Raw genomic sequence first — 12,595 nt, forward strand, 5'->3', positions numbered from 1 at the left:
CGTCGACCTGGTCGACTTTGTTGAGGAACACAACCATGGCGGGAATACCCACCTGGCGGCCCAGCAGGATGTGCTCACGGGTCTGCGGCATCGGGCCGTCAGCGGCGTTCACGACCAGGATCGCGCCGTCCATCTGGGCAGCACCGGTGATCATGTTCTTGACGTAGTCAGCGTGGCCGGGGCAGTCGACGTGCGCGTAGTGGCGGTTGTCGGTCTCGTATTCCACGTGCGCCGTCGAGATGGTGATCCCGCGGGCTTTTTCTTCCGGCGCGCCGTCGATCTGGTCATACGCCTTGAAGTCACCGAAATACTTGGTGATCGCCGCCGTCAGCGTCGTCTTGCCGTGGTCAACGTGACCAATCGTGCCGATGTTGCAGTGCGGCTTGCCGCGTTCAAACTTTTCCTTACCCATCTTCAAGACGCCTCACGGTTAGGGGGGCCGCCGACGTGCCCCGAGAGTTTCATCGCGCGCCGTTTATTGAGTCGGGCGGCGAAAATCAAGCGCCACTTGGGTTTTGCACCCTGCCCCGGCCTGCTTTCAGCAGCCGCCGGCGATCTTTGGCGCGTTGCGGGCGGGCTTGTAGTCCTCGGTGAACCACCCGTCGCTTTCCATCTTTTCGCGCAGCCACTTTTCAATGTCCTTGGCGGCGGTTTCGGCCAGACGCTGCATCTGCTCCTCACGGGTCAGTTCCAGCCGCGTTTCAAAGACCTGAATCACCATGACGTCATGCACCTTGGGGTTCATCTTGATGCAGTTGGCATCGTCGTAGATCGTCGCCGTCACGTGCAGGGCAGACTTGCCGGGAACGATGGGGGGCGGCAGCGAATAGGCGATCACCTTGACGCCCAGATGGTAATAGCTGTCCCCGTCGAACCGGCGGAACCGGGTTTCCAGCGCCCCGTCCATGGCATTGATCCACTCTTCCGGGGTCGCATCGCGCGACACCAGCAGCTTGGACGGCGCAGGTTTTTCGGTGACAACCTCTGCGTGGCCGAGCAGGAAATTCCCCATAGGCTCAGTCGGCCCGGTCAGGTCCTGCGTGGCGTCCGTGCAGGCAACCAGCCCCAGCGCCAGCAGCAATACGGCAGCGATCCGGATCATATACATCCCTCCTTGTCGGCCCCTCGACAGGTGCCACCCGCCTGCGTGCATTCACCCGCCAAAATTGTCGACCCCCCGTCCGCCCCTATGTTCGCAACAGCGACCAAGGAGCCACAGATGGCAGGGCGGCGCGTCGAGGCATCCAGCCCCAAAACAAACGGGTATCGCGGCAAAAATTCATCCCTCTCTCCGGCTTGCCCCGCCGGAGACCGCGAGGGTCACGATTTCGTCAGTCAACTGTTTCGCCTGCCCTGCGGGCCGGGGCTCCGCCCGTCCAGCCGCCAAAACCTCCGCTGGAGGTTTCGCCGCGCTACGCGCGGTTCGCGCCGCCCTGCGGGCCGGGGCTCCGCCCGTCCAGCCGCCAAAACCTCCGCTGGAGGTTTCGCCGCGCTACGCGCGGTTCGCGCCGCCCGGCGGGCCGGGGCTCCGCCCGTCCAGTCCCCAAAACCTCCGCTGGAGGTTTCGCCGCGCTACGCGCGGTTCGCGCCTGGAACCCACAAGACATCTGCGCGGCCGTCGTCATTGGCAATGCGAGCCGCGACAAAGAACCAGTCCGACAGCCGGTTGAGGTATTTGACCGCCTCTCCGTTCACCGACTCCATCGTTGCCAGTTCCACGGTAAACCGTTCCGCCCGTCGCGCGACCGTACGGCAGTGGTGCAGATGCGCCGCCAGTGCCGACCCACCGGGCAGGATAAAGCTGCGCAGCGGCTCCAGCACGCCGTTCATCACGTCGATTTCCGACTCCAGTCGGGACACCTGCGCCGCGACCATACGCAGCGGCGGATACTCACGCTCTGCGTCCTTTTCCATGTCCGGGGTACACAGATCGGCCCCCAGATCGAACAAGTCGTTTTGTATCCGGCTCAATTGCGCGTCCAGATCACCCTCGGCCTGCAACCGCGCCAGACCGACAACCGAGTTCAACTCATCCACGGTGCCATAAGACGTCACCCGCGTGGCGAATTTGGCCACCCGCGCGCCGTTGCCCAGCGCCGTTTCACCGGCATCCCCGGTCTTGGTGTAGATTTTGCTCAGAACGACCATGTCACTCCCCCCGAATCCAGACAAACAGCAGGATCAGCACAACGGCGATGAATTGCGCCGCAATCCGCCAGCGCATCGCCTTGTTGGCATATTTCTTGTTGAACGCACCGCCCTTGGCAAAACTGCCGATGCCGAAGAGCAGGACCGCCAGAACCGCCAGCATTGCGACGGCGACGACGATAAAGAGGGGATCATTGGCCATAACGCCTCCTGAGGCTTTGGTCGAGACATAGTGGAGCGGCGCGAAAAAGCGAGTGGACGGAAAGTCACCCCTTGGCCAGCAGCCAGTCCAGCGCCCGACCGGGCAACACACGCCGCGCGGCCTCCATCAGCCATGTGGCGCGGGTGACAAAATAGCGGGGGCGCGGGCGCGGGCTTTCCAGAGCATGGATCAGTTTGGCCGTCACAGCGGAGGGCGGCAGTTCAAAGGTGTCGGGCGTGCCGCGATCCTCATACAGCCGCTTCAGCAGTTTGTTCTCATATTGCGCGGCGCGCGGGCTGGCCTTCCAGTCGATCCAGCGTTCGAAATGCGGGATCGAGTTCTGCCGGATCTTTGACGTGATCGGGCCGGTCTTCAGCAGGACGACATGAATCGGCGTGTCGCGCATCTCGATCCGCAGGGTGCTTGTCAGCGCCTCGGTGGCAAACTTGGTGGCATTGTAGGCGGACCGCCACGGTGCCACGACAAGCCCGAGGACTGAGCCGTTATTGACGATCCGCCCATGCCCCTGCGCCCGCATCACAGGGATCACGCGCCGGGTCAGGTCGTGCCAGCCAAAGACGTTCGCCTCAAAAATCTCGCGCAGCGCATCGACGGGCAGATCCTCTGCCGCGCCCGGCATCGCGTAGGCCCCGTTGTTGAACAGCGCATCCAGCGTGCCGCCGGTTGCGTCCAGCACCTGCGCCAGTGCCGCCCCTATGCTGGCGGCATCGCTATAGTCCAGACGGGGGCTTTCAAAACCCTCCGCCCGCAGTCGCGCGCAATCGGTCTCTTGACGGCAGGCGGCGAACACGCGCCACCCCCGCGCCTTCAGCCCATGCGCCGCGTCATAGCCGATCCCCGAGGAACAGCCGGTGATGAGAATGGATCGCCCTGTCATGCGCGCGCTCTACGGCGCAGGTGCCGGAAAGGAAAGGGGCGCCGCAAGGACCCTGCCCTTCCGACGCCCCGGCACGTGCCAACATACCTCAGTTGGTGGTGGTCAGGAAATCATCCGACATCCAGCCCAAAGTGTCGGAATCGACAACCCGCAGCTTGACCCAGCCGTCGCCGGTGTCGTCCAGCACCTCGACCTCGACCCCCTCATCCAGTTTGTCGACAACATCATAGGAGGTCGCCGGACCGCCCCGCAGGTTCACGCGGCTGGCAGAGACAACCCGCAGATCCCGCGCCTCGGGCACGAATTCCGGGGCAAGCGCCTCCCCCATCTTTGTTCCAAGAGGCAGCGAGGTTCCCAGTCCCGCGATTCGCGGCATCGGCGCTGTCGGGTCAAAGGTGTCTTCGCCCGCAGGGATCGCCCCGGCCAATGCTAGCGCGATTTCGTCCACGCGTCCGGCTGCGGGAGTGCTGACAGGTGCGGATGCAGGCACAATCACCGGCTGGATTTCTTCCGTGCGGGTGCGTGTAACCACCTCGGCAGGGATCACAACGGCCTTCACCGACTTCGACGGCAGCGGCTGGCGGTCGCGCAATGAGGTCACGCGCGGCACGGCAACAGGATCGATTACAGGCGTCTGGATCGTTTTGAGACCCGCAAGCGTGGGCCGGTCAGGCACGGCGCGCGGCGAGGATGTGTCAGGCGCGGCAAGGATCGTCACACCGTGGCCGCCCGGAACAAAATCGCTGCCGCCCGACAGCGCATACCAGGACCACCCCAGCGCCGCGAATGTCACTACCATGATGCGGATCATCATTACCCCCCACACTGCCAAACCCGTATTGCCTCCACCCCGGAGCGCGCTGACTGGTTTTAAGCGATTCCCGGTTTTCCTCTAAGGGAAAAACCCGGATTATTCCCCGGCCCCGCTTGCTGCGGCGACGTGGCATGGATATTACCACATCTATGGATGACGACGCCGACACCCCCAACATGCCTGAACGCGACCTTGCAGAGCCGCTGCGCCGCGCCATTGGCGAGCGCTATCTGACCTATGCGCTCAGCACCATCATGCACCGGGCGCTGCCAGATGCGCGTGACGGGTTGAAGCCGGTTCATCGACGTATCCTATATGCAATGCGCAGGCTGCGACTTAGTTCCACCGGCGGCTTTCTTAAATCCGCCAAGATCAGCGGCGACACCATGGGGGACTTTCACCCGCATGGCGACACGGCGATCTATGACGCGATGGCGCGCCTCGCGCAGGATTTCACCATCCGCTACCCACTGGTCGATGGCCAAGGCAATTTTGGCAACATCGACGGCGATAACCCCGCCGCCAGCCGCTATACCGAAGCGCGCATGACCATCATGTCAGAGGCGCTGATTGAGGGGCTGGACGAGAACTCGGTCGATTTCCGTCCCAACTACGACGGCCGCCTGATGGAACCGTCGGTGCTGCCTGCGTCTTACCCGAACCTGCTGGCCAACGGGTCCAGCGGGATTGCGGTCGGCATGGCCACCAATATCCCTCCGCACAACATCAGTGAGCTGATCGATGCCTGCCTGCATCTGATCCGCTCCCCCAACGCGGTCGATGACACGCTGATGCAGTATGTCCCCGGACCGGACTTCCCCACCGGGGGCGTGATCGTCGAACCGGCAGAGAACATTGCAGAGGCCTATCGCACCGGACGAGGCAGCATCCGCCTGCGCGCCAAATGGTCGGTCGAGGATCTGGGCCGCGGCACATGGCAGGTTGTCGTCACCGAGATCCCCTATCAGGTGCAGAAATCCAAACTGGTCGAACGCATCGCCGAGTTGATCCAGACCAAGAAGGTCCCGATTTTGGCCGATGTCCGGGACGAGAGCGCCGAAGACGTGCGCATGGTTCTGGAACCCCGGTCAAAGAACGTCGACCCCGACGTGCTGATGAACATGCTGTTCAAGAACTCGGACCTCGAAATCCGCTTTTCGCTGAACATGAACGTGCTGATCGACGGCGTCACGCCCAAGGTCTGCTCGCTCAAGGAGGTGCTGCGCGCCTTCCTCGATTTCCGGCGTGAGGTCCTGATCCGGCGGTCCCGTCACCGCATGGCCAAGATCGACAACCGGCTTGAGGTGCTCGAAGGCCTGATTGTCGCCTTCCTGAACCTTGACCGCGTGATCGACATCATCCGCTACGATGACGACCCCAAGGCCGCGCTGATGTATGAGGACTGGTCGCGTCCACATCAGGCCACCCTCACCCGCGCCACGGATGAAAACGATTATATCTCACCGCTGATCGGTGTCGACGTTGCCGCGCTGGAACTGCGCGAGGACCCAGAGGCCATCGCGCGCGGCGTGCTGGCCGATGACGGCACCGACGCCAAAGTACCCGCCCGCTTTGCAGGCCGGTCCGAAGGCCTGTCGGATGTGCAGGCCGAGGCGATCCTCAACATGCGCCTGCGGTCGTTGCGCCGCCTTGAGGAACTGGAACTGGTCAAGGAACGCGACGCCCTGATGGAAGAGCGCGCAGGCCTTGAGGACTTGCTGGACAGCGAAGACCTGCAATGGAAGCGCGTCACGGACGAGCTGAAGGACGTGAAAAAGAAGTTCGGCAAGGGGCTGGATCGCGGCGCCCGCCTGACCGCCCTCGCCGAGGCCGGAGAGGCCGAGGAGGTCCCGCTGGAGGCGATGATCGAACGGGAACCGATCACGGTCGTCTGTTCGCAGATGGGCTGGATACGCGCCATGACCGGCCATATCGCGCTGGACCGCGAGTTGAAGTTCAAGGACGGCGACGGCCCGCGCTTTATCTTCCACGCTGAGACCACCGACCGCCTGCTGGTCTTCGCCTCCACGGGCCGCTTTTACACGCTGTCGGCTGCGGCCCTGCCCGGCGGGCGCGGCATGGGTGAACCGCTGCGCCTGATGGTCGACCTGCCGAACGAGGCAGAGATCATCGACATCTTCATCCACAAACCGGGCCGCAAACTGTTGGTGGCCTCCTCTGCGGGTGACGGATTCATTGCGCCCGAGGATGAGATCATCGCCCAGACCCGCACCGGCAAGCAGGTGCTGAACGTGCGCGCCCCGGCGCGCGCGCTGGTGTGCAAGCCGGTGACCGCCGATCACGTCGCCGTCGTGGGCGAGAACCGCAAGCTTCTGGTTTTCCCGCTCGACGAACTGCCCGAGATGGGCCGTGGCAAGGGTGTGCGCCTGCAAAAGTACAAGGACGGCGGATTGTCGGACGCGCGCACCTTCCTGATGGAGGCCGGTCTGTCGTGGCAGGACCCGGCGGGACGCACCCGCACGGTGGAGGCCGCCGAGCTTGAGGAATGGGTCGGCAAGCGCGCCGGAACGGGCCGCATGGCACCGCGCGGCTTCCCAAGGGACAACAAGTTCAACTGAGTGTTTCGCGCGCGAAACATTACGCCTTAACAACACGTTAACCCCTCCCACGCGGGATGCAAAACCACCCGCCCAGAGGTCCCGGATTACGTCCGGGACGGGGGGCGCTTGGGTCCGGGCCCGGTCATCCCGCCCCGGACCTGATCCGGGGCGTCGGCGATGCGTCACACAACACCGCAGTTGCGCAGCAGCCGGGAAACCGCCACTCTGCCCGCAGGACCGGCGGGGAGGCAGGGACCGTTTTGGAGGGGCACGGAACATCTCCGGGCGTGCCGGCGCAGGCCGAGGATGTGACGCAAGACCTGCGTGACGACCGGCTTTCGACGCTGTTCGCGGGCCGCCGCTGGCCGCTGTTCAAGCTGACATTTGTCACTGGCGTCCTGACCGTCCTCAGCCTTGGTTTTTACCGGTTCTGGCAAAAGACCCGCATCCGGCGCTGGTACTGGTCCGCGATCCGCCCCGGCGGGCACCCTCTGGAATATGTTGGCGACCCGTTCGAGAAACTGTTGGGCTTCCTGATCGCGGTGGTCATTCTGGCGTTTTACATCGGCGTCGTGAACCTTGGCCTGATGTTCGCCAGCTTCGCGGTGTTTCAGGGCAATACCGCCGCCTATACGCTCAGCTTTGTGGGGGTCATCCCGATCTGGTTCTATGCCCGCTACCGCGCTCGGCGGTATGTGCTGGCGCGCACCCGGTGGATGGGACTGCGCTTTGGTCTGGCCCCGGGCGCGTGGGGCTATGCGATACGTGCGCTCTGGCACTGGCTGCTAACCCTCATCACGCTGGGCCTGCTGTGGCCGCGCATGACCTTCAAACTGGAGAAATACCGCACCGACCGGACATGGTTCGGCGATCACAGCATGGAACAGGGCGGATCGTGGTTCATGTTGTTCTGGTGCATCAAGTGGCACCTCATTGCCATTGGCGTGCTGGTTGTCTCGACCGTTGTTCTGGGCGCGGGCCTTACCCCTCTGGCGGTGCTTGGCTATGTGTTTGCAGGGCTCTTGGTGCTCTATGGCGCGGTCTATTACCGCGTCGAGACCCGCAAGCGGATGGCCGGGGCCAAGCGTCTTGGCCCGCTGCGCCTGCACTTGACGATCAACCCGCTGCGGGTGTTCTGGATTGTGCTGTCCGGCTATGCCCTTGCGCTGCTGGTCTCGGCGGTCCCCACCGCCTTTCTGGGTGTGCTGTTCCTGCGCCTGCAATCGGCGGAAACCCTGACAGAGATTGGCATGGCGGATCTGTCACAGCTCTTTGCCGGGGCCGACCGCTGGCTGCTGGTGGGGATGACGGCGATGACCTATTTCGCCATCTTCCTGATCTGGTCGGCGCTGACTCAGGCATGGGTCACGCTGCCCCTGACCCGGCTCTATGCGCGCGGCCTGCGGATCGAGGGGGCCGATACCCTGCCCGCGATCCGCCAGCGCCCGCGCGACGACCATCTGGAGGCCGAAGGCTTTGCCGAGGCGCTGGATGTGGGGGCCTCGCTATGACAACCGTCGTCCGCGTCAGCGCGCAGCCCCCGGTTTTTCGCGGCGAAGGCACGTTTTTCGACGGGCAGAACGCCGAGGCCCGTCACGTCAGCCTGTCGATCAACGAGGCGCGCGGCGTGCTTTTGGCCGAGGGGCTGGACTGGCCGCTGGAGGAAATCCGCCAACTGCCCGATATTGCGGGCGGTGATCTGGTGATCCTGCGCCACAAGGACAACGCGACCGCGCGCCTGATCCTGACCGACGACACGCTGCTTGTACGGCTGCCGGACCGGGACCGAAGCGCGCCTTTTATCCGTCGCGGGCGGCTGGCCGGATGGGCGTTGGCGGCGGTGGCCTCGGTGACGCTGATCCTGTTTGTTCTGGTGCCGCTGATGGCCGATCAACTGGCCGAATACATCCCGCCAAACGGCGAAAAGGCGTTGGGAGAGGTGACGCTGACCCAGATCCGCGAGGCGTTGGACGACACCGGCCTGCACCCCGTCACCTTTTGCACCGCGCCCAAAGGCGAACAGGCCCTGCGCAAGATTCAGGCGCGCCTGACCGCGCAAATGGACCCGCCCGCCGACCTGTCGGTGCATGTTCTCAATCACGAGATGGTCAATGCCTTTGCCCTGCCCGGCGGCCAGATCGTCTTTTTCCGCGGTCTCATCGACGAGGCCAATACCCCCGAGGAACTGGCCGCGGTCTTTGCCCATGAGATTGGCCACGTGGTCAGCCGCGATCCCACCCGGCACGCCCTGCGCTCTGCCGGATCGATCGGGGTGCTGGGGCTGATCTTTGGCGATTTCGCGGGCGGCGCGGTTGTCCTGCTACTGGCCGAACAGCTGATAGAGGCGCAATACAGTCAGGGCGCAGAGGGAACGGCGGATGTCTTTGCCCATGACTTGATGATCCGCGCGGGCCTGTCGCCCGCCGCGCTGGCAGTGATGTTCGAACGCTTTCGCGCGCTGGGGGGCGACGCCGAAGGCTTTGTCGGTCATTTCCTGTCCCACCCCAGATTGGGCGACCGCATCGACGCCGCCCGACAGGCCGTGCCCGACGGGTTGCAGCCCAAGCCACTGCTCACCGCCGATGAATGGCAGGCCCTGCGCGACATTTGTAAGGGCGGATCCCTGTACTGACGCCAGTCCGCAACAGCCCCCGAAAGGGCAGGCATTCCCGACTTTACGCGGTCCGCCCGGCCCCCCATCGTGGGCGTATAGACAGTGCGCGCCCCTCACGCGCCCCACCCCGCGACCGAGAGATAGTAAAATGAGTACTGATCAAGATTTCATGGACATTCGTTATACCGGCGAAAAAGGCCCGCTTTTCAACCTCGCCTTCAACACCGGCCTGCTGACCGTTGTCACGCTGGGCATCTACCGGTTCTGGCAAAAGACCCGGATTCGAAAATACATCTGGTCCTCGGTCGATGCGGGCGGCGACACCTTTGAATACACCGGCACCGGTATCGAAAAGTTCCTTGGCTTTCTGGTCGCCGTTGTCTTTCTGGCGATCTACATCGGCCTGATCCAGATGGCGCTGTTTTACGCGGGCCTCAACGTCATGGTCGATCCAGAGACCGCGTCGCCACAGGACATGATCACCCAGACGATTGCCATCTACATCACCTTCTTCGCCGTTCTGCCCTTTATCCTCTACGCCACCTATCGCGCACGGCGGTACAAGATGGCGCGCTCGCGCTGGCGGGGCATCCGCTTTGGCATGGAAAAAGGCGCGTGGGGCTTTGTCTGGCGTGCGCTGGGTTACGGCTTTCTGGCGGTGATCACGCTGGGCATCCTGACCCCACTGCAAACCTTCAAGCTGGAGAAATATCAGGCCGACCGCAGCTTTTACGGCTCTGCACGGTTCACCCAGACAGGCAAATGGACGGACCTCTACCCGGCCATGAAGCACATGCTGATCGGTATTGGCATTCTTGTCGCCAGCTTTGTCCTCATCGGCGGCGGTGCCGCATCGGGTAAAATGGGGCTGGCGGCCCTTGGCGGGTTCGCGGCCTTTGTCGGCTATATCTGGGTCATCATCGGCAGCATCCATTACGGGGTGCAATCCTTTGCCTACCTGACCGCGAACAAGGTTCTGGGCGACGACATCCACTTTACTGCCGCGCCGCGCACCGGTTTTGTCATCAAGACCTATATCGTCGGCGGCCTGCTGGTCGGTCTGTTGGCCTCTGTCGCCTTCGGCATCGTCGCCGCCATTGCGGCCGCCTTTGTTCCGTTGCTGGAAAACGGCGTTGGCATGGTCGCCTTCGGGATCGTCATGGCGGTTGGGTATGTGGTCGCGCTGGTGCTGACGCAGGCGCTCAGCCTGATCCTGATCACCCAGCCGGTTCTGGCGCACTACATCGAAAAGCTGGAGATCGTGAACGCCGAGGGGCTGAACCGCATCGCCCAGCGCGAAGCCGAAACCGGCGTTGACGCCGAAGGCTTTGCCGACGCGCTGGATATCGGTGGCGCGATCTGATGCAAAAGACAGAGGCGCATTTCTTTGATGGCCTCACGGCGGGGCGGCATGAGGTTCATGTCGCCCTGTCCGACGACCGGCAGGCCATGCTCATCACCGGCGACAGTCTGGCAGAGCCGCTGCGCTGGTCGCTGATGGACCTGCGCGCGCTCAGCGATACCTCTCATAATGGTCGCCTGACGCTTACCCGCCATGCCGATACCGATGATGAGGCCCCGCGCGACCCTGCCCGACTGGTCCTGCACGACCCAGAGCTGATCGCATGGATGCACCGCACCCGGCCCGGCCTGTTTCGGCGGGATCTGCACAAGGGCACGTGGCGCAAGGTGTTTCTGTACAGCGGCGGTGCGCTTGTCGCCGCCGGGTTGATGTTGTTTGTCATCCTGCCCGCCATGGCGAACACGCTGGCGCAGATCATCCCGGTCGAACGTGAGATCGCCTTTGGCAAGGTTGTCACCTCACAGATGGAGCGCGTGCTTGGCCGCACCGACAAGAAATCCCTGCGCTGCGAGGACCCGGCAGGCCGGGCCGCGCTGAACACGATGCTGGCGCGGATGACCGACAATCGCGCGATGGAGTATCAGATTTCGGCGCTGGTCTTCGATCACTCGATGGTCAACGCCTTTGCAGCCCCCGGCGGGCAGGTGGTGATCCTGCGCGGGCTGCTGGACAGGGCGCAAAGCCCGGATGAGGTGGCGGGCGTGCTGGCCCATGAAATCGGCCATGTCGAATCGCGCGACGCCACTCGGCACGCCCTGCGCACCGCCGGATCCGCCGGGCTGCTGACCATGCTCATCGGTGATTTCACCGGCGGGGCCGCCATTGCGCTTGTGGGCGAGCGACTGATCACCGCCGCCTATAGCCGTGACGCAGAATCCGCCGCCGATCTCTTTGCGCTCGACATGCTGGCCTCTGCCAATGTCGACGCGACTGGCTTTGCCCGGTTCTTCGACGAATTGGGCGGAATGCAGGGCATCGAGATCCCGGCCTATCTGTCGACCCACCCGGTGACCGCTGAACGTGCCGAACAGGCGCGCGGCTTTGCGCAAAGCCAATCCGGCACGCGCCCGATCCTGAGCGATGCCGAATGGCAGGCGCTGCGCAACATCTGCCGGTGATCTGTGACGCCCGCGTTGCAGCACGCCGTCGATAGCGCCTGGCAAGAGATCGACGGGCCGGTTCCCGACAGCCATCAGGCCTGCACCGCCTGCTGTATGACACCGGAAAACGACTCTCGGTTTTTCCGTGTCCCAAGGCGCACGATGCCCGTTACGATGCTGGATGACTGGTTTCATGCGGCGTTCGGTGGCCCGGCCTCGCCCGACCTGCGGCGATACCTGCTGCCCCGCGTGTTCGAGCTTTTGGCACAGGGAACCGAACTCGGCCTGAGCGTCGAACTGACGCTGGAGCGGTTCGAAACCGGGCGGGCCGATCTCTGGACCGACAGGGAAAACGCGGTCATCGCCGCATTTGAGGCTGCGCTGATCGACGCGCAAACCGGGGTGCCGTCACCTTGGGGCTGTCTCGATGACATCTTTTGCATGTTTGCCCGTGCCGGGCACGACATGACCCGCATTCTTGATCGTGTCTGGGGCTGGCCCGATGGGGCGCTGGTGACGCGACTGCACGCCGACTGGTGTCATCGCGGCGGCGGTATCTGGCTCTGGCACACCGCCTTTTGGGACAGCGACCGCCCTGGTCTGGCCAAGGCCTCGGCACAGGTGACGGACTGGTATCGCGGCCCGCTTTTGCAGGAACGCTGTTTCGACATCTGTCTGGATGAGACCCAAAGCGAGGCGATACAAGCCATGGCCGGACAGCTTTACGATGGGTTGCTCCACGTCTGATAGCGCAACCGGGCCAATTGAATTCGACGGCATACCGAAAAACGTTCCGTCATGGCGACGCGCAATGACAATAACGCGACGATTTTTCGCTGTTTCCACCTGTCCGGGCGGGCTACACCACCCTGCAAGGAAGTTTCGCGGGCCCTCC

General features: G+C 63.7%; 12 protein-coding genes. 6 read left to right on the forward strand and 6 right to left on the reverse strand.

The features are described 5' to 3' along the window. The 6 genes from VOI21_RS22810 to VOI21_RS22835 form a co-directional block, all read right to left on the reverse strand. Window positions 1-412, reverse strand: a 412-nt coding sequence (locus VOI21_RS22810; RefSeq protein WP_323772274.1) for a GTP-binding protein, incomplete at its 3' end; no start/stop codon positions are given. A gap of 126 nt (window positions 413-538) precedes the next feature. Further along, window positions 539-1,102: a hypothetical protein gene (locus tag VOI21_RS22815; RefSeq protein WP_323772275.1), complete on the reverse strand. Its 564-nt coding sequence runs from the start codon at window positions 1,100-1,102 to the stop codon at window positions 539-541. 470 nt (window positions 1,103-1,572) lie between these two features. Next, on the reverse strand, window positions 1,573-2,148 hold the full coding sequence (locus VOI21_RS22820; RefSeq protein ID WP_323772276.1) for a cob(I)yrinic acid a,c-diamide adenosyltransferase: 576 nt from the start codon (window positions 2,146-2,148) through the stop codon (window positions 1,573-1,575). A gap of 1 nt (window position 2,149) precedes the next feature. Continuing rightward, complete coding sequence (locus tag VOI21_RS22825; RefSeq protein WP_323772277.1) at window positions 2,150-2,350, reverse strand: twin transmembrane helix small protein; 201 nt, start codon at window positions 2,348-2,350, stop codon at window positions 2,150-2,152. Window positions 2,351-2,414: 64 nt separating this feature from the next. Continuing rightward, on the reverse strand, window positions 2,415-3,248 hold the full coding sequence (locus VOI21_RS22830; RefSeq protein WP_323772278.1) for an SDR family NAD(P)-dependent oxidoreductase: 834 nt from the start codon (window positions 3,246-3,248) through the stop codon (window positions 2,415-2,417). 88 nt (window positions 3,249-3,336) lie between these two features. Next, entirely contained in the window at window positions 3,337-4,059 is a 723-nt protein-coding gene (locus VOI21_RS22835; protein ID WP_323772279.1) for an SH3 domain-containing protein, read from the reverse strand. Between the two features lie 152 nt (window positions 4,060-4,211). On the opposite strand from VOI21_RS22835, the gene VOI21_RS22840 reads away from it, so the two are divergent. The 6 genes from VOI21_RS22840 to VOI21_RS22865 all read left to right on the forward strand — a co-directional run bounded on the left by VOI21_RS22840 (window position 4,212) and on the right by VOI21_RS22865 (window position 12,447). Then, window positions 4,212-6,641: a DNA topoisomerase IV subunit A gene (locus VOI21_RS22840; RefSeq protein ID WP_323772344.1), complete on the forward strand. Its 2,430-nt coding sequence runs from the start codon at window positions 4,212-4,214 to the stop codon at window positions 6,639-6,641. A gap of 269 nt (window positions 6,642-6,910) precedes the next feature. After that, window positions 6,911-8,134: a DUF898 family protein gene (locus VOI21_RS22845; RefSeq protein WP_323772280.1), complete on the forward strand. Its 1,224-nt coding sequence runs from the start codon at window positions 6,911-6,913 to the stop codon at window positions 8,132-8,134. Further along, on the forward strand, window positions 8,131-9,255 hold the full coding sequence (locus VOI21_RS22850; RefSeq protein ID WP_323772281.1) for a M48 family metallopeptidase: 1,125 nt from the start codon (window positions 8,131-8,133) through the stop codon (window positions 9,253-9,255). Before VOI21_RS22845 ends, VOI21_RS22850 begins: the two co-directional genes overlap by 4 nt. 130 nt (window positions 9,256-9,385) lie before the next feature. Beyond that, on the forward strand, window positions 9,386-10,600 hold the full coding sequence (locus VOI21_RS22855) for a YjgN family protein (RefSeq protein WP_323772282.1): 1,215 nt from the start codon (window positions 9,386-9,388) through the stop codon (window positions 10,598-10,600). Beyond that, entirely contained in the window at window positions 10,600-11,718 is a 1,119-nt protein-coding gene (locus VOI21_RS22860) for a M48 family metallopeptidase (protein ID WP_323772283.1), read from the forward strand. Before VOI21_RS22855 ends, VOI21_RS22860 begins: the two co-directional genes overlap by 1 nt. A gap of 15 nt (window positions 11,719-11,733) precedes the next feature. Beyond that, complete coding sequence (locus VOI21_RS22865) at window positions 11,734-12,447, forward strand: hypothetical protein (protein WP_323772284.1); 714 nt, start codon at window positions 11,734-11,736, stop codon at window positions 12,445-12,447. Window positions 12,448-12,595 lie beyond the last annotated feature (148 nt).

The organism is Antarctobacter sp., from assembly GCF_034670325.1.
In the GTDB taxonomy this organism is placed as follows: domain Bacteria; phylum Pseudomonadota; class Alphaproteobacteria; order Rhodobacterales; family Rhodobacteraceae; genus Antarctobacter.

Excerpts from the sequence above, each read along its gene's own strand:
- VOI21_RS22835 (WP_323772279.1), bottom strand. The coding sequence starts at position 4,059 with ATGATCCGCATCATGGTAGTGACATTCGCGGCGCTGGGGTGGTCCTGG.
- VOI21_RS22855 (WP_323772282.1), top strand. The coding sequence starts at position 9,386 with ATGAGTACTGATCAAGATTTCATGGACATTCGTTATACCGGCGAAAAA.
- VOI21_RS22825 (WP_323772277.1), bottom strand. The coding sequence starts at position 2,350 with ATGGCCAATGATCCCCTCTTTATCGTCGTCGCCGTCGCAATGCTGGCG.
- VOI21_RS22815 (WP_323772275.1), bottom strand. The coding sequence starts at position 1,102 with ATGATCCGGATCGCTGCCGTATTGCTGCTGGCGCTGGGGCTGGTTGCC.
- VOI21_RS22840 (WP_323772344.1), top strand. The coding sequence starts at position 4,212 with ATGGATGACGACGCCGACACCCCCAACATGCCTGAACGCGACCTTGCA.
- VOI21_RS22860 (WP_323772283.1), top strand. The coding sequence starts at position 10,600 with ATGCAAAAGACAGAGGCGCATTTCTTTGATGGCCTCACGGCGGGGCGG.
- VOI21_RS22850 (WP_323772281.1), top strand. The coding sequence starts at position 8,131 with ATGACAACCGTCGTCCGCGTCAGCGCGCAGCCCCCGGTTTTTCGCGGC.
- VOI21_RS22820 (WP_323772276.1), bottom strand. The coding sequence starts at position 2,148 with ATGGTCGTTCTGAGCAAAATCTACACCAAGACCGGGGATGCCGGTGAA.
- VOI21_RS22830 (WP_323772278.1), bottom strand. The coding sequence starts at position 3,248 with ATGACAGGGCGATCCATTCTCATCACCGGCTGTTCCTCGGGGATCGGC.